18 protein-coding genes are annotated in these 17500 nt (G+C 35.4%); 17 read left to right on the plus strand and 1 reads right to left on the minus strand.

Annotated features, from left to right (window positions below; translation table 11 throughout):
* The first annotated feature begins 8 nt into the window (after positions 1 to 8).
* From hisC to ACTQ5K_RS08425, 10 genes are all read left to right on the plus strand, one after another.
* Positions 9 to 1112 carry a histidinol-phosphate transaminase gene (gene hisC, locus ACTQ5K_RS08380; protein ID WP_251627997.1) on the plus strand — a complete coding sequence of 368 codons (1104 nt, stop codon included), beginning with the start codon at positions 9 to 11 and terminating at the stop codon, positions 1110 to 1112.
* 26 nt (positions 1113 to 1138) lie between these two features.
* Positions 1139 to 2242, plus strand: a complete 1104-nt coding sequence (locus tag ACTQ5K_RS08385) for a prephenate dehydrogenase (RefSeq protein ID WP_251628029.1) — start codon at positions 1139 to 1141, stop codon at positions 2240 to 2242.
* A 16-nt stretch (positions 2243 to 2258) separates the two neighbouring features.
* Positions 2259 to 3548, plus strand: coding sequence for a 3-phosphoshikimate 1-carboxyvinyltransferase (gene aroA / locus ACTQ5K_RS08390; RefSeq protein ID WP_441993819.1), 1290 nt, complete (start codon positions 2259 to 2261; stop codon positions 3546 to 3548).
* A 137-nt stretch (positions 3549 to 3685) separates the two neighbouring features.
* The gene (locus ACTQ5K_RS08395; RefSeq protein ID WP_251627993.1) at positions 3686 to 4585 is read left to right on the plus strand and encodes a hypothetical protein; all 900 of its coding nucleotides are present in this window, start codon (positions 3686 to 3688) and stop codon (positions 4583 to 4585) included.
* A 24-nt stretch (positions 4586 to 4609) separates the two neighbouring features.
* Positions 4610 to 5872: a tetratricopeptide repeat protein gene (locus tag ACTQ5K_RS08400; RefSeq protein WP_031538312.1), complete on the plus strand. Its 1263-nt coding sequence runs from the start codon at positions 4610 to 4612 to the stop codon at positions 5870 to 5872.
* 198 nt (positions 5873 to 6070) lie between these two features.
* Positions 6071 to 6616, plus strand: coding sequence for a ReoY family proteolytic degradation factor (locus ACTQ5K_RS08405; RefSeq protein WP_031538313.1), 546 nt, complete (start codon positions 6071 to 6073; stop codon positions 6614 to 6616).
* A gap of 133 nt (positions 6617 to 6749) precedes the next feature.
* Entirely contained in the window at positions 6750 to 7343 is a 594-nt protein-coding gene (locus ACTQ5K_RS08410; RefSeq protein WP_035416534.1) for a DUF1405 domain-containing protein, read from the plus strand.
* 70 nt (positions 7344 to 7413) lie between these two features.
* Positions 7414 to 8226, plus strand: a complete 813-nt coding sequence (gene ypjB, locus ACTQ5K_RS08415; protein WP_031538315.1) for a sporulation protein YpjB — start codon at positions 7414 to 7416, stop codon at positions 8224 to 8226.
* A gap of 60 nt (positions 8227 to 8286) precedes the next feature.
* Positions 8287 to 8961, plus strand: a complete 675-nt coding sequence (locus tag ACTQ5K_RS08420; protein ID WP_031538316.1) for a zinc metallopeptidase — start codon at positions 8287 to 8289, stop codon at positions 8959 to 8961.
* Between the two features lie 301 nt (positions 8962 to 9262).
* On the plus strand, positions 9263 to 10489 hold the full coding sequence (locus ACTQ5K_RS08425; RefSeq protein WP_441993820.1) for an MFS transporter: 1227 nt from the start codon (positions 9263 to 9265) through the stop codon (positions 10487 to 10489).
* Between the two features lie 128 nt (positions 10490 to 10617).
* On the opposite strand, the gene ACTQ5K_RS08430 is transcribed toward ACTQ5K_RS08425, so the two are convergent.
* Positions 10618 to 11496: a YitT family protein gene (locus tag ACTQ5K_RS08430; protein WP_031538318.1), complete on the minus strand. Its 879-nt coding sequence runs from the start codon at positions 11494 to 11496 to the stop codon at positions 10618 to 10620.
* Between the two features lie 242 nt (positions 11497 to 11738).
* On the opposite strand from ACTQ5K_RS08430, the gene ACTQ5K_RS08435 reads away from it, so the two are divergent.
* From ACTQ5K_RS08435 to ACTQ5K_RS08465, 7 genes are read left to right on the plus strand one after another with little or no spacing between them, the layout of a single operon-like run.
* Positions 11739 to 12068 carry a nucleotide pyrophosphohydrolase gene (locus ACTQ5K_RS08435; protein ID WP_031538319.1) on the plus strand — a complete coding sequence of 110 codons (330 nt, stop codon included), beginning with the start codon at positions 11739 to 11741 and terminating at the stop codon, positions 12066 to 12068.
* A gap of 31 nt (positions 12069 to 12099) precedes the next feature.
* The gene (gene dapB, locus ACTQ5K_RS08440; RefSeq protein WP_235251458.1) at positions 12100 to 12900 is read left to right on the plus strand and encodes a 4-hydroxy-tetrahydrodipicolinate reductase; all 801 of its coding nucleotides are present in this window, start codon (positions 12100 to 12102) and stop codon (positions 12898 to 12900) included.
* Between the two features lie 13 nt (positions 12901 to 12913).
* Positions 12914 to 13348, plus strand: coding sequence for a methylglyoxal synthase (gene mgsA / locus ACTQ5K_RS08445; protein ID WP_035416535.1), 435 nt, complete (start codon positions 12914 to 12916; stop codon positions 13346 to 13348).
* The gene (bshB1, locus tag ACTQ5K_RS08450; RefSeq protein WP_235251460.1) at positions 13305 to 14048 is read left to right on the plus strand and encodes a bacillithiol biosynthesis deacetylase BshB1; all 744 of its coding nucleotides are present in this window, start codon (positions 13305 to 13307) and stop codon (positions 14046 to 14048) included. Before mgsA ends, bshB1 begins: the two co-directional genes overlap by 44 nt.
* Complete coding sequence (gene bshA / locus ACTQ5K_RS08455; RefSeq protein WP_031538132.1) at positions 14045 to 15199, plus strand: N-acetyl-alpha-D-glucosaminyl L-malate synthase BshA; 1155 nt, start codon at positions 14045 to 14047, stop codon at positions 15197 to 15199. The genes bshB1 and bshA overlap by 4 nt, the downstream gene beginning before the upstream one ends.
* The gene (locus tag ACTQ5K_RS08460; RefSeq protein WP_441993821.1) at positions 15183 to 16400 is read left to right on the plus strand and encodes a CCA tRNA nucleotidyltransferase; all 1218 of its coding nucleotides are present in this window, start codon (positions 15183 to 15185) and stop codon (positions 16398 to 16400) included. Before bshA ends, ACTQ5K_RS08460 begins: the two co-directional genes overlap by 17 nt.
* Complete coding sequence (locus tag ACTQ5K_RS08465) at positions 16373 to 17356, plus strand: biotin--[acetyl-CoA-carboxylase] ligase (protein ID WP_349204383.1); 984 nt, start codon at positions 16373 to 16375, stop codon at positions 17354 to 17356. Before ACTQ5K_RS08460 ends, ACTQ5K_RS08465 begins: the two co-directional genes overlap by 28 nt.
* The last annotated feature ends 144 nt before the right edge of the window (positions 17357 to 17500 follow it).

Genomic DNA, 17500 nt, shown 5'->3' on the forward strand with positions numbered 1-17500 from the left:
GAAAGAAAATGAAGTGGAAAGAGCAGCTTTTAAATTTAAAAGCTTATCAACCAGGTAGAACGATTGAAGAAGTAAAAAAACAATTTAATTTAGACCGAATTGTAAAACTTGCCTCCAACGAAAACCCTTTTGGAAGCTCTCCGAAAGTTTTAGAGGCATTGAAAAAAGTAGATGGCTCGTATGCTTTATATCCAGATGGATATGCTACAAACTTACGCTATGCGCTTGCTGATTTTCTAAAAGTAACACCAGAAGAGTTAGTGCTTGGTAATGGATCGGATGAAATTATATTAATGATTTCAAGAGCTCTACTTAGACCGGGATTAAATACTGTAATGGCTAGTCATACATTTGGTCAATATAAGCATAATGCAATTGTGGATGGTGCAGAGGTTAGAGAAGTGCCCCTAACAGAAAAAGCAGAGCATGATTTACCTGCGATGCTTGCTGAAATAGATGAAAATACTAGTGTAGTGTGGTTATGTAGTCCTAATAATCCAACTGGTACATATATTCCAGAAAATGAATTAGTTTCTTTCTTAGAAAAGGTACCAGAAGATGTCTTAGTGGTATTAGATGAAGCGTATTTCGAATATGTAGTTGCGGATGATTATTATGATTCTATTTCACTGACAAGAAAATTCAGCAATCTTATTGTGCTACGAACATTTTCAAAAATATATGGTCTTGCAAGCTTCCGTGTTGGATATGGAGTAGCAAATGCCACTCTATTAAACACTTTAGATCCAATTAGAGAACCTTTTAACGTTAATACATTAGGGCAAATTGCGACTGAAGAAGCATTAAAGGATCAGGAGTTTGTAGAAACTTGTAGACGGAAAAACAGAGAAGGATTAGAGCAATTATACCGTTTTTGTGAAGAAAATAATTTAACATACTTTCCATCCCAAACGAATTTTCTCTTAGTTGATTTTAAAATCGATGGAAATGAAGTGTTCCAATATTTAATGAGTAAAGGATATATAGTTCGTTCGGGTGTTCCTTTGAATTTCCCTACCTCAGTTCGTATAACAATTGGTTCGAAAGAAGAGAACGAAGGATTGATTCAAGTCATGACGGAGTTTCTTGCTGAACAGAAAGTCGCGAAATAATGATGGGAAAAGAAGGCGGTGATAGGATGAATGGTCGCGTCTTCATAATAGGTTTAGGACTTATAGGTGGATCGTTGGCTTTATGTATAAAAAAAGAACATCCAGAAAGTACTATTTTTGGATATGATATTTCCCGAGATAATTTAAAATTAGCCAAAATGCTAGGGGTTATTGATGAAATAGCATCAACGATTGAGGCAGGAGCACAAACTGCTGATCTCATTATTATTTCAACACCTGTAAAAGAAACAGAAAAAATCATCGATTTGCTTTCGACATTAGCGTTAAAACAACATGTACTAATTACAGATGTCGGAAGCACAAAATCTGTTGTTACAAATAAATCGCAAGTGTTATTGGACAAAGGTATTACTTTTATTGGGGGCCATCCGATGGCTGGATCCCATAAAAGTGGTGTCTCTGCTTCCAAAGTTATTCTATTTGAAAATGCCTTTTATTTACTAACTCCTCACGAAAGTATTAAGGAACAAGTGGTTCAAGAGTTACTTAAATGGCTCCAAGGAACAAATGCAAAGTTTCTAATTATTTCTCCAGAGGAGCATGATTTATTGGCAGGTGCCATTAGCCATATGCCACATATAGTTGCAGCATCGTTAGTGCACCAGGCAGATCACATTAGTGAAAGACATGAGCTTGTTACAAGGTTAGCAGCAGGTGGATTCCGAGATATTACTAGGATTGCATCAAGCAGTCCTTCCATGTGGCGGGACATCTTAATACATAATAAAAACGTATTAATTCAGTTAATGAATGACTGGAAACAAGAAATGGATAAAGTGCTTTCACTGATTAAACATGAACGAGCAGATGAGTTATATGACTATTTTTCACGAGCAAAAAAAGTAAGGGACGGTTTGCCTCAAGACCAAAAAGGTGCCATACCAGCTTTTTATGATTTATTTGTGGATGTGCCTGACTATCCAGGGGTAATTTCCGAAATTACTGGCTATTTAGCAAAAGAAAATATAAGTATAACAAATATTCGAATAATGGAAACGCGGGAAGAGATTTTTGGAATACTAGCAATCAGCTTTCAAACAGAGGCAGATAGAATAAGAGCACAGAAATGCATCGCTTCTTATTCTAATTATGATACTACGATTGGATAGAACGAAGGTGAATGTATTGGAGTTATTAACATTAAGAAGTAATAGGAATGGGTTAAAAGGTGAAATTGAAGTTCCGGGTGATAAATCGATTTCTCATCGTTCGATCATGTTTGGATCCATTGCAAATGGAATGACAACAGTAACAAATTTTCTATTAGGAGAGGATTGTTTAAGTACAATCTCTTGTTTTCGAAAATTAGGGGTATTAATAGAACAAGATACCCAAAAGGTCGTTATCTATGGAAAAGGAATGAGTGAATTACAAGAACCAAAAGATATTTTGGATGTTGGGAATTCGGGTACAACGATTCGCCTATTAACGGGAATATTAGCAGGATTACATTTTCACAGTACGTTAATTGGCGATTCTTCAATAGGCAAACGACCAATGACAAGAGTGGTTACTCCTTTAAGGGAAATGGGTGCGAAAATTGACGGCAGAGAAGAAGGAAAGTATACTCCTTTATCCGTACGTGGTGGAAATCTACAAAGTATTACCTATCGATTGCCTGTAGCAAGTGCACAAGTAAAATCTGCAATATTATTTGCCGGCCTTAATGCAGATGGAATCACAACGGTGATTGAGCCAGTACCTACTAGGGATCACACCGAGAGAATGATTCAACGATTTGGCGGGAAAATTAGTAGACACGAAAATGAAATTCAAGTAGAAGGTGGCCAGAAACTTCTTGGTACAGAAATTCATGTTCCAGGAGATATATCATCTGCGGCATTTTTCCTTGTAGCTGGTTGTATTGTCTCTAACAGTAGCATTACTTTAAAAAATGTGGGACTTAATCCTACAAGAACAGGAATAATAGACGTTTTGCAAAGCATGGGAGCAAGCATCGATATTCAAATAGATGCTGCTGATGCTTTTGAACCGACTGGAACAATAAATGTGATGTCAAGTAAGCTTAAGGGAACAGTTATCGAAGGGGAGATTATCCCGAAATTAATTGATGAAATCCCAATCATTGCATTGTTAGCAACACAGGCAGAGGGAGTTACGGTTATAAAAGATGCCCATGAATTGAAGGTTAAGGAAACTAATAGAATTGATACTGTAGTAATGGAGCTAAAGAAATTAGGTGCGGATATTCAAGCAACTGATGATGGAATGATTATCACAGGTGGGACGAAGCTGACTGGAGCAAAAGTAAATTCTCATGGAGATCATCGCATCGGAATGATGCTTGCAGTTGCTTCACAGATTTGTGAAGGAGAAATGATTCTCGAAAACGTGAATGCTATTGCGGTGTCGTATCCAGCTTTCTTCGAACATCTTCATATATTGTCTAACTAATAATTGGTCGTCGATGAACATACTACGTTTGTCGACGAATTTTTTTTGGAACAGAAAACCATTAAAAATGTGGATTAATGGAATATTTGCTATTGTTTAATCATAGCCTGTCTTAAAAGAATAGGTGGTGATTTAGGATGCGATATATCATCGAAAATATACATTTATTAAAAAGGCAAAGATTGAAGAAGACATCTATCCTAATTGAGGATAATCGAATTGAATTACTTAAAGATAAATTCCACTCTTATCAATATATGCGAATGGATGGCTCTCCATATATAATGACACCCACTACAGTTATGCTTGATAACCAAGTGAAGCAAATGAACTCTAGTACACAACAAAAAAAGTATATAGAAGAGAACTTGATCAAAAAGGGATGTACAACCTTTCTCTTTTATATAGAAGTAAAGAGAGAAAGAGAATTGGCTTTGCAATTAAAAAAAATAAACAGTCAATTACTAAATTGTGCAATAGATTATGTTGCAGCCGTAAAGATTCCTTTATCATTATTATCGCCTAGTTTTGTACGAATGTGTAAAAGAGAAAAAGTACCAGTTTTATTTATTGAGATTGAAGATATTAAAGCCTTATATCAAATTCCATGGGGATGGATAAAAGAGGCTTTATTTCCATATAATGCACCACTCGTACCGATATTTTTAGCAAAAGATGAACAAGAAAAGAAAATGGCACAAAATATATGGTCAAGTTTAATGAGAGATGTTAAAATACCATCTATTCCTCATGAAATAAAAGAAGGAATGCCAGTCGACTATTCTGATTTAGCCAAAATAGGGATTTATCCATTTAAAGGAAATGTGTACCAAGGTGGCGAAGTAACGTATAATTTAGTTGCTTACGATGAATCAATCATAAATATTGAAGAAAACGATTTGTTTCTTTATCATTATGATAGAATACAAATGACTATACACAAAGGAAAATGTATTCGAGCAGGGGCAAAGGTGTATTATCGTCCAGGCTATGGTGAATTACTTGAAGTAAAAGTACCTTCCTTCCTAACAATATAGAAGGAGATTAGAGAGGATTATCATATGGAAAGAGTTAATGAAATTATATCTTTATTAGAAGATGGACAACAAGAGAAAGCGTTAAAATATTATCAAGATGTTTTAAAAATGGGCAATAATGAAGAAAGATTTGTGCTAGGCGAAGAACTATTTCAGCTAGGTTTTTTGGAAGAAGCCAAAAATCTATTTTTAGTACTACTAGAAGGGTATCCGGATGAAGGAGAATTACTTGTTCTAGTTGCAGAAGTGGAAATGGAATTGGGAAATGAGGAAATAGCGATTTCTTATTTAGAGAAAATTAACCCGAAGGATCCCTCTTTTCCTCAAGCTTTACTATTGCTTGCAGACTTATATCAAATGGATGGGTTGTATGAGGTTAGTGAACAGAAATTAAAGGAAGCAAAAAAAATCCTACCAGATGAAGTGATTATTGACTTTGCCTTAGGTGAATTATATTCGGAACAAGGAAAAATTGCTGATGCGATAAAATCCTATCAAAAGGTATTACCAATGCAGGAAAATATTGCTGGAGTTAATATCAACGGAAGGATTGCGGATAACTTAAGTGCGGGGGGAGCCTTTGAGGATGCAATTGGCTATTATGAAAAAGCACTCGAAGAAAAAATAGAGATAAATACGTTATTTAATCTTGCTTTGACTGCCTCGCAGGCGAGCCTATATACGGTTGCGATAAATCGTTTTGAAGAGGTAAAAGCTTTGGATTCATCCTACCATTCCCTCTATTTGTATTTGGCCAGAGCATATGAGCATGAAGAAATGCTTGACGATGCATACAAAACAGTTTTAGAAGGAATAAAGCAAGATGAGTTTAATAAAGATTTATATTTATATGGTGGCAAATTAGCTTTAAAACGTGGTGATGAACAAAAAGCCGAGGAACATTTTAGAGAAGCACTTGCAATAGATCCTGAGTTTATAGATGCAGTGCTTTTATTAAATAAATTATTCTTAACTCAAGATCGATTTGAGGATGTCATCGAGTTAATTGAGCTGATGGATAAACAAGAAATGGAAGAGCCGCAATTGCATTGGGATGCAGCCAAAGCATTTCATGGCATAGAAAAATATTCAGAGGCATTAAACAAATATCAATTAGCATATACTTTCTTTAAAGAACTTCCAGATTTTCTATATGATTATGGATATTTTCTTTTAGAAGAAGGAAAAAGAAGGGATGCTGCCGAAATTTTTAATATGCTATTACAAACAGACCCAAGTAATGAAGAGTATATTGAAATCTTGCAACGCCTCACAGAAAACGAATAATTAAGTAATTGAAAAAGGGTAAAAGTATTTTTCACATGGTGACTTTCGTAAAGGATTTTCTTTTAGCGAAATTAAATTTATGGGAAAAGGGCAAACAAAAAGCTTGTTGGTCCACTCTAGTTGTCATTTCCTTAGGAGCGATGCAGGTAAAGCAGGTTGGATAATAAAATTTGTTGCAAGCAGAGGAGGGAATTACAAATGAAAACCCCTGTATCTGTCAATGAAAAAAAAGACTTCATTCGTTGGTTTTTAAATCATTATCAATTGAAGAGACGGGAATGTGTTTGGATTTTAAATTATTTAATGAGTCATGATCAATTGATGGAAAAAGTCCATTTTGTTGAAAATGCAGAAAAATGTCCAAGAGGGCTGATTATGTCCACGCATTGTGTAGATGAAGTACCTTTTAGGTTTTATAAAGAAAATGTAATGACTACAGATGCAGAAAAGTCTTTTCATGATATTCGCCTAAATAGAGATGAAGATATTTACATTCAGCTGAATTTTTACGCATCAAATCAAGTTCATCAATACGCAGCTGTACTAGTAGAAAATCCATTTATGCCGAAAAAGCTACAAATAACCGAAAAAGATAAAATGATTGCTGAACAATTTTTGGTAAGTAGCATAGAAAAATTTCAAAAAGAAAAACTTCTCCAATTAATCGATGAAGCATTAGATACTGGAGATAAAGATATGTTTAATACCTTAACGAATCAATTAAAATTCTTTCAAAATAAATAAGGTTACTTGTCTTCCCGTAAAGCGAACTTTACGGGATTTGTTTTTTTACTAAAGTTCTAATTTCTTGAGATTTTCCTATGCCCTCTAAACTGTGATAAAATAGGAGGATCAGTTATGGAAAAGGGGAAAATGTGTGAGAAGTATTTATATGATACTAAGCAATCGTTCATTTTTAGGGCTGTTACTCATTATTAACATAGTAGGAACGGCTTATGGCTATTATTGGTACAGGTTTCAATTAGCAGAGACACCGACAAAATTTCTGCTCTTCGTACCTGATAGTCCGACAGCAAGTCTCTTTTTTGTGTTTGTATTAATAGCTTTCTTATGGAAAAAGAATTGGCCGCTTATAGAAGCACTAGCTTTAATAACTTTATTTAAATACGGAATATGGGCAGTAGTAATGAACATTCTTGTCTATGTTGAAACAGGAGCAATTGGGATAGACTCATGGATGCTCATTTTTTCACATGGGGCAATGGCAATTCAAGGATTGTTATATATTCCTTTTTATCGTTTTAAATGGATCCATATTCTACTTGTAGCAATTTGGACTTTACATAATGATGTTATTGACTATGTGTTTAAGATGATGCCTAAATATAGTGTCTTGGATCAATATATGGCAAATATCGGCTACTTTACTTTTTGGCTTAGTATTCTAAGTCTATTAATAGGTGTATATGCATATAAAAAAAGGCAGCAATTACAATGGAAAATTCAATAGAATTATTTTTTTAGTCTAACCTTGTCCAACTCATCATACATTTTTAATAGTAGATAGAGGAGGGACAAGAATGAAGGCTAAATTGGTTATGTTGTTGATGATATTGATTTTACTTTTGCCTATCTCTTTTTCTGTATATGCAGACCAAAAAACGCCTGCTAAAGAATTAGATGAACTAGATACACTTTCAGATGAAGTATTACAGCTTGTACGATCAGAACGATATGAGGATGCTAAAAAAATTCTTGATTATTTTTCGAATCAATTTAGTACGGTAACGGTAAATGGCAGTCTATTTACACTCGATGAACAGCGAATATTAACTGGAGCGCATGATGAAGCGATAGAAGCTATAACCAATCCATCGATAGATAGTGATCAACGGATTAATACTGTAACGAAATTTCGATTGGCGGTAGATGCTGTTTCATCAGGTGAGCAGCCCTTATGGACACAAATGGAAGATCCTGTTATGACAACATATCGAGATATGAAAGATGCAATCATTTCTGAAGATAAAGAGAGATTTAATGAGAGATTAGATGCGTTCTTATCGCTCTATCAAATTATTAATCCTAGTCTTAAGCTAGATGTTTCAACCACTCAATTTCAAGAACTGAATTCTCTTGTCGAGTTTCTAAATACCTACCGTTTACAAGTATTTAATCAAAAAGGGACCCAAGAAGAAGTTGGTCAATTAGAAGCGGAGCTACAGGATGTTTTTAATCAGCTGTATGAAGATGAGGCGGATCCTTCATTATGGTGGGTGATTATTTCTACAGGAAGTATCATTATTCTTACTTTATCATATGTAGGATGGCGAAAATATCTTGGAGATAAAGCAGAAAAAAGACAAGCAAAACAAAAGAGAGATAAAATTTGACTTTGAAGTTTTTCTTGCTTACAATAAAAATATACTACATGATGAAATAGGGGGAAAAACATGTTTTTTGTATATTTTATACTAATTATTCTCATACCTATTTGGGCACAAATGAAGGTGAAAAGCGCATATAAAAAATATTCAAAAGTAGCTTCTTCCTCACAAATGTCCGGTAGAGAGGTAGCAAGAAGAATATTGGATTCTAATGGGTTATATGATGTATCTGTTGAAGAAACAAGAGGTGTTTTGTCAGATCATTATGATCCTCGCTCCAAAGTTGTGCGATTGTCCACTGATAACTATCACGGGCACTCAGTAGCTGCAGCTGCTATTGCCGCACATGAAGTCGGTCATGCAATCCAAGATCAGCAAGAATACTCATTCTTACGTTTTCGTTCCGCTTTAGTACCAGTTGCGAGTTTTGGAAGTAATGCATCTTGGATATTTATCATGATTGGTATTTTTGCAAGAATTGAAGGAATGTTATTGTTAGGAATTATTTTAATGGCTGCCGGTGTATTGTTCCAATTTGTGACACTTCCAGTAGAATTTAATGCATCTAACCGTGCAATGGATCAGGTAGTTTCATTAGGGATCATTCGAAACGAAGAAGAGAGAGAAACGAAGAAAGTATTAGATGCAGCAGCACTTACTTATGTGGCTGCAGCAGCAGTAGCGGTGCTCGAATTGATTCGTTTAGTTTTAATCTATACAGGTATGTCAAGAGACGAATAAAATTAATAGAACGATGTGAAAAGGAAGTATCTTTTTACATCGTTTTTTTATTTGATTAATTTGAATTTTGATTTTTCGAAAAATTATAGAATCGAAACAAACGAAGGTGTATAATAAACAATGCGATTTATTTAAAGTGATACCTCCTTTCATTTGGAGGGATTCTTTTATCCAAATGGATGGTTAATAAAACCATTCGGACCTATACGGACAGTTGATCTCCCTTTTATCTTCATATTCCCCATGAGAGAGAAAGGGGATAAATGGGAATTAACGAATAATTAAAGAAAGAAGGGTTTATTTGCAAACTGCTGAATACGTACAAGGGAAAAAGCAACAAGAGTTGACGGTTTATCGGATTTTATTTGCGATAAGTTTAGGGCATTTTTTAAATGATTGTATGCAATCTGTTGTGCCTGCTTTATTTCCGGTTATCCAACAATCAATGGCGTTAAATTATACGCAAATTGGCTGGATTGCCTTTACATTGAATATCACTTCATCCATTTTGCAGCCAGTATTTGGCGTGCTTGCAGATAAAAAGCCTGCACCATATCTATTGCCAATTGCGATGTTTTCAAGCTTAATCGGGATGCTCGGGCTTTCCCTTGCTCCTAATTTTTATCTTGTCTTATTATCGGTATTATTTATCGGGTTTGGTTCCGCCATTTTTCATCCAGAAGGTTCACGAGTTTCCTATATGGCGGCTGGTCCCAAAAGAGGACTTGCACAATCCATTTATCAAGTAGGTGGAAATGCTGGTCAGTCTTTAGCACCAGTATTTACAGCTGTTATCTTTGTTCGTACAGGCCAATTCGGGACTATTTGGTTTACAATTTTAGCAACTTTAGGCATGATCGTGTTATTCCAAGTATCAAATTGGTATAAAAAAGAATTATATAGTAGAAACCCACAAAAAAAACAGCAGGCCAAACGCGAATTTATTGTAAATAAAGAAATTATTGTTGCTATATGCTTACTAATTTTTCTTGTATTTGCTCGGTCGTGGTATGGAGCTGGAATCAGTAATTTTCTCCATTTTTATTTAATCGAAAAGTTTGGACTAAGTATTGAAAATGCGCAAATTTTTGTTTTTATATTTTTACTTGCTGGTGTAATTGGAACTTTTTTAGGTGGACCGCTAGCAGATCGTTTTGGTAAAAGAACCATTCTTCTATTTTCATTAGTTGGTTCTGCGCCATTTGCACTGCTTTTGCCTCATATGCCATTTTGGCTGATTGGACCTTTATTGTTTATTATCGGATTTATATTACAGTCTAGCTTTAGTGTGACTGTTGTTTATGCACAAGAGCTGCTTCCCGGCATGATTGGCCTAGTATCAGGGTTAATTGTAGGTTTAGCATTTGGAATGGGGGCTCTAGGTGGAGTGATTTTCGGAGTGATAGGAGATACGTTTAGTTTACAAGCCATTATGATTATCTGTAGTTTGCTGCCGCTGCTAGGAATATTAACTTATTTATTGCCGAGTGATAAACGTGTTACGGAAATTCAATCTGCTTTAAAATAAGCAACCTTTTTCGTTAAATGGAGGTTGGTTGGTATAAGTGATTTAAATGTATGAAATTTATAAAAAAATGTATTCCTTTCGCATTTACCTTTGAAAAAAGAAATGCGAAAAGAATACATTTTTTTTGGTTATTTTTCGAGTGGTTGTTTATACTCATCCAAAGTAAAGCCTTCTCCCATTACATCATGCACGACACTTACGGATACAAAAGCATGTGGATCAATGCTTGTGATGATACTTTTTAAGCGAACAATTTCTGTTTTCGCTACAACACAATATAGTACTTCTCGATCTTGTTTTGTGAAAGAACCATGCCCTTTTAATACCGTGACACCACGATCCATTTCAAGCATTATTTTATTGGCAATCTCAGTATTTGAGTCAGAAATAATCATTGCTCCCCTTGCGGCATATGCCCCTTCTTGAAGAAAGTCAATAACTCTGGTCCCAACAAAAACGGCAACTAATGTATACATTGCTTCCCTATAGGATAAGTAGGTCAAAAGGGACAGGGTAATGACACAAAAGTCAAAAACGAACATGGTCTTTCCCATACTCCATCCATAATATTTAAAGCCTAATCTAGCAATAATATCTACGCCACCTGTAGTCCCACCATAACGGAAGATGATTCCTAAGCCTACACCGATAAATGTACCAGCAAATAATGCAGCCAAAGTTAGATCCTCTGTTAGAGGAATTTCTAATTGAATCCTTGGAAGCTGGAAAAACCAAAGGAAAATCGATACCGCTACCGTTCCGATGATAGTATAAATGAATACATTCTTCCCTAATAGCTTCCATCCAATCAGAAATAAGGGGATATTAAGCAGTAGATTTGTTATGGAAGGATCCCAATTCCATAATGCATATAATAGAAGGGTAATACCGGTAAAACCACCTTCAGCCAAATTATTTTGCATATTAAAATGAACAATTCCAAAGGAAAAAATGGCAGATCCTAATAGAATAAATAAGACATTTTTAATTTTGATACCTTTAAACATCAACTCAGCCTACTTTCTCTATGTACAATTACATTGCTATTAGCGTATCCATTATATCGAATCACATTCAGATGGGCAATGGAGGAGAAAAAATTCAAGAAAGAATAACAAACAGAAAACGAGTAAAAGTTTAATACTTGTTAAATCTAAGCATATCTTCGTTAAAAATGTTTGTAAAAATGGAGCAGATTAGCTAACATGGAATTGGATAAGATTACTTATTGACGTAAGAGGTGTCTATATTGAATCGAGAAAAAACAGTAAAAGATATACAAAGAGAAGTTGATGAATACATTGGTCAATTTAAAGAGGGCTACTTTAGTCCGTTAGCAATGCTTGCTCGTCTTACCGAGGAGCTAGGAGAATTAGCAAGAGAAGTAAATCACTACTATGGAGAGAAGCCCAAAAAAGAGTCAGAGACGGAAAAGGAAATTACCGACGAGATTGGTGATATGCTATTTGTATTAACCTGTCTAGCGAATTCTCTAAATATTGATTTGGAGGAAGCGCATGATCGTGTCATGCATAAATTTAATACACGAGATAAAGACAGATGGACAAGAAAAGACTAAAGAAAATACATAAAAGTAAGGAGATTATACATTGAATAAAGTAAAAATCGTAATAGCTGGCCCAAGAGGTAGAATGGGAAAAGAAGCTGTGTATTTAACAGGAAGAACAGAGCAATTTGAGCTTGTTGCTGTTTTAGATCATAAACATGAAGGGAAAAGCTTAAAAGAGATTGAAGGCTTTTCTTCCTATGATGTCCCAATTTATACGGATATTGAAGCTTGTTTACAAACAGAAAAGCCAGATGTACTCATTGATTTGACTACACCTGAATTTGGTATGCATCATGCGAAAACAGCTCTAAGCTATGGCGTTAGACCAGTAGTTGGAACAACCGGTTTTACAAAGGAAAACTTGGAAGAGTTAGAAGGATTATGTGAAGAAATGAACCGCGGCTGTATTATTGCTCCAAACTTCGCTTTAGGTGCTGTTTTAATGATGAAATTTTCTAAAATGGCAGCACGATACTTTGCAGATGTAGAGATTATGGAAATGCATCATGATCAAAAGTTAGATGCACCATCAGGTACCGCAGTGAAAACAGCAGAACTTATTGCTGAAGTACGAGAAAGTAAAAAACAGGGACATCCAGATGAGAAGGAAACAATACAAGGAGCTAGAGGAGCTGACTTTGATGGTATGCGCATCCATTCTACTAGGTTACCAGGTTTAATTGCTCATCAACAAGTAATGTTCGGAGCAGAAGGAGAATCCTTAACAATTAGACATGATTCCTATAATCGTACATCATTTATGTCAGGCGTTAAATTTGCAGTAGAAGAGGTATTAAAAGTTAATGTACTGATCTATGGCTTAGAAAATATTATGGAATAGGAGTGGAATAAGGATGAACATTGCATTAATTGCTCATGATAAAAAGAAAAATGATATGGTAGCTTTTGTTGTTGCCTATAAAAAGATATTTGAAAAGCATGCTTTATATGCAACAGGAACAACAGGTGCAAGAATTCAGGAAGCAACCGGATTAGAAGTACATCGTTTTCATTCAGGACCGCTCGGAGGAGATCAAGAAATAGGTTCATACATTGCTAATAATGATATGGACATGGTGTTTTTCTTCCGAGATCCATTAACTGCACAGCCACATGAACCAGATGTAACAGCATTAATCCGCTTATGTGATGTTTATTCTGTCCCTCTTGCAACAAATATGGGAACCGGAGAAGTATTAATTAGAGGACTCGAGCAAGGCGATATAGATTGGAGAAAAATAGTTCATGGAAAGACAGAACCAGTGGCAAAAAAACTCGAAGATAACTAATATAGATATACTTGCTTTTGGTGCACATGCAGATGATGTGGAAATCGGCATGGGTGCAACAATCGCTAAATATGCAGCATTAGGGAAAAAAATAGTCATTTGTGATTTGACAGAAAGCGACCTTTCTTCAAATGGAACGGTTGAAAGACGTAAACAAGAAGCAAAGGAAGCTGGAAAAGTGTTGGGGCTTTTCGATAGAATAACCTTAGATTTTCCTGATAGAGGTTTATATGTGGAGGAGAAAGCCATTCAAAAGGTAGTAGAGGTAATTCGCTCCTACAAACCTAAGCTAGTTTTCTCCCCTTATTGGGAAGACCGGCATCCGGATCATGGGAACTGTACAAAAATCGTGAAAGAAGCGGTTTTTTCAGCAGGCATTCGTAATTATCACGCTAATAACACAGATCCACATAAAGTTCAAAATGTATACTATTATATGATAAATGGTTTTCATAAACCAGATTTTGTGATTGATACAAGTGAGTTTATGAAACATAAAGAAGCAAGTTTAAATTGTTATCAAAGCCAATTTGTTAAAGGGAAAGACAGTGTAGACACTCCGTTAACAAATGGCTATATTGACACCATCGAGGCAAGAGAAAAACTTTTTGGAAAAGAAGTCGGCGTAACCTATGCGGAAGGCTTTATTAAATCAAAGCCAATATTATTAAATCAAGATTTATTAGGTGGAGACATATGAAAAAATTAAAAATTGGCATTACCTGCTATCCAACTGTTGGTGGTTCAGGTGTTATTGCAACAGAATTAGGGAAAATGCTGGCGGAGAGAGGACATGAAATACACTTTATCTCCTCGAGCATACCATTTCGGTTAAATAAAATGTATCCAAACATTTACTATCATCAAGTAGAAGTAAATCAATATGCTGTTTTTCAATATCCACCATATGATTTAGCACTGAGTAGTAAAATGGCAGAAGTTATTAATCGAGAAGAATTAGATTTGCTTCATGTACACTATGCAATTCCTCACGCTGTTTGTGCCATATTAGCAAAACAAATGAGCAATAGAGATGTAAAGATAGTGACAACTCTACACGGTACAGATATCACCGTATTAGGGTATGATCCTTCACTAGCAACAGGCATTCGGTTCGGGATTGAAAAATCAGACCTTGTAACAGCTGTTTCGAATTCTTTAATTGCCCAAACGCATGAAGTAATTGAACCAAATAAAGAAATTGTCCCTGTTTATAATTTTATTGATGAAAGAGTGTATCGTAAGGTAGATGCTAGTCATTTAAAAAAAGAATTGGCTATTTCAATGAATGAAAAAGTCATCATACATGTATCTAATTTTAGAGGAGTTAAAAGAGTAACGGATGTCGTCAAAGCATTTAAACGAATTTCAGATCAAATTCCATCAAGACTACTGCTTGTTGGAGATGGTCCTGAAATGTCTAAAGTAACAAAACTGGTGGATGAATTGCAATTAAGAGAGAAAGTTTTGTTCCTTGGAAAACAAGAAAATCTAGAGGAGCTGTATTCGCTAAGTGACTTAATGCTACTTCTTTCTGAAAAAGAAAGCTTTGGCTTAGTAGCATTAGAGGCGATGGCATGTGGAGTGCCGGTTATAGGAACGAATGTCGGCGGCATTCCAGAAGTAATCGTTCCAAATGAGACTGGTTTTATTTGTGAACTAGGTGATGTAGAGGATATTGCTAAGCATTCGGTAAATCTTTTATCAGATAGTAAAAAACATGCTAGATTCTCTAAAAATTCTCTTTCAAGAGTAAGAGATTATTTCCGTGCAGATATTATTGTTGACCAATATGTGGAGATTTATAAATCAATTCTAGAAACTGGTGGAACGAATGATCAAGCCTTTTAATGACGCTATTCCCATAATGGAGAGAATTGAGAGTGCAGGCTTCGAAGCTTATTTTGTTGGGGGAGCAGTTAGAGATTATCTATTAAACAAACAAATTAATGATATAGATATTGCTACCTCCGCAACACCTGATGAAATTAAAACGATATTTTCCCATACTATCGATGTTGGAATTGCACACGGAACAGTAATGGTAGTATGGAAAAATCATACATACGAAATAACGACCTTTCGAACCGAATCTACTTATGTTGATTATCGAAGACCAGAAAAGGTGTTGTTTGTTCGCGAATTAAAAGAAGATTTAAAACGTCGGGATTTTACGATAAATGCGATAGCGATGAATAAAGAAGGACGTATTATTGATTTTTTTAATAGCCAGGAAGCTTTAAGACAGAAGGAAATTAAAACAGTTGGTAATGCGAATGAGCGGTTTCAGGAAGATGCATTAAGAATCATGCGAGGGATTCGATTCGTTAGTACCTTAGGCTTTCAGTTGGAGGAGGAGACGTTAATAGGCATTATCAAAAATAAGCATCTTCTTTCTAAGATAGCAGTGGAGAGAATTACTACTGAATTTGAAAAGCTTTTACAGGGGAAATGGTGTTCTGATGCTCTAGCTATATTGCTTGAAACAAAGATGTATACATTTTTGCCGATGCTTGCATCTAGTAAAGAAGGGCTCACTAAGTTTGTGAATCTCTCTCTGTCTCAGCTTGATTTACTTGAAAAATGGGCTGTTTTATTATTATCCATTGAAATAAAAGAAAAACAGCAAATAGAATCATTTTTGCGTGCTTGGAAGCTACCAGTTAAACAAATACGGCATATCCAAAAAATAATCTATTGGTTTTTAGAAAGAGAGAAAATGGTCACCTGGACTAATCATTCGCTTTATTTTGCTACAATATCTATCGCAGTTAGTACGGAGAAAATATATCAGCTTCTAAAAAATCAAGAAATTAATCCAAATATCTCTCTATTAGAAGAACAATATAGAAAGCTGCCAATCAAAAAAAAGGAAGAGCTGGCTATTAGCGGAAATGACCTTTTATTATGGACGAAAAAACAAGCAGGACCATGGATAAAAGAGATGCTTTCCCTTGTTGAAACAAAAGTAGTGGAACGGAAAATTAAAAATGATAAGAAAGTAATAAAGGAGTGGCTAAGAGAATGTCATCAGATATCAGAAAAGGACTAATTGAGGCTTTTACTAATAACCCGAATCAGTATTTATCTGGTGAATCGCTTGCTGAGCTTTTAGGATGTTCCCGTACAGCAATTTGGAAGCACATCGAAGCACTAAGACAAGACGGCTTTATCCTTGAAGCAGTCCGAAAAAAGGGTTATCGAATCATTAGCTCACCAGAGAAAATCGTTCCTGATAATATTTTGTTTGGTTTAAATACCTCCTATATTGGCAGGAATGTTCATTTTGAAGAAACGGTGGATTCTACCCAGAATATTGCCCAAAAGCTTGCCTTGGAAGGGGCTGTAGAAGGCACTTTAGTTGTAGCAGAAGAGCAGATTGGCGGCAGGGGCAGATTAGAAAGAAAATGGCAATCTCCTAAATATAAAGGAATATGGATGAGTCTTATTTTAAAGCCGGCTATTCCGATTATGAAAACACCGCAATTGACATTGCTTATTGCAGTAGCGGTTGTTCAGGGAATACAGGATGTTACTGGAGTACAAGCTGATATCAAATGGCCAAATGATTTATTAGTGAATGGTAAAAAATTGACAGGAATTCTAACAGAAATGCAGGCTGATAGTGACAGGGTGCATTCGTTAATCATTGGAATCGGTATAAATGTAAATCAGCAGCTTGAAGATTTTGAAGAAGAGCTGCAGTCCAGTGCCACTTCTATCTATCTTGAAACAAAGACAAGTTGGGATCGAGCAATCATTATCCAAGGCATTATGAAGCAAATAGAAAAACTATATCTTCTTTACTTAGAAAAAGGCTTTTATCCAATAAAACTATTATGGGAAAGCTATTCCATTAGTTTAGGGCAAAAGGTTAGAGCAAATACGTTAAATGGAAGTATCTTTGGACTGGCTAAAGGAATTACAGACGATGGGGTGTTACTGCTTGAAGATGATCAAGGAGAAGTACATTCCATTTATTCAGCGGATATTTTAATGGAAACGTAAATTGCCCATAGTCATCCCTTAGCTGGTTTGTTATAATTCATTTGTCGGGCAGTATCTTAATGAACTGCACCATTGTTTTTAATGTGCAACAACCATAATTATATCTGCCTAGATCCATATTTGGACAAGGACAGAGGGATGAAA

Origin of the sequence: Niallia sp. Sow4_A1 (assembly GCF_052116745.1) — a bacterium.
GTDB lineage: Bacteria > Bacillota > Bacilli > Bacillales > Cytobacillaceae > Niallia > Niallia hominis.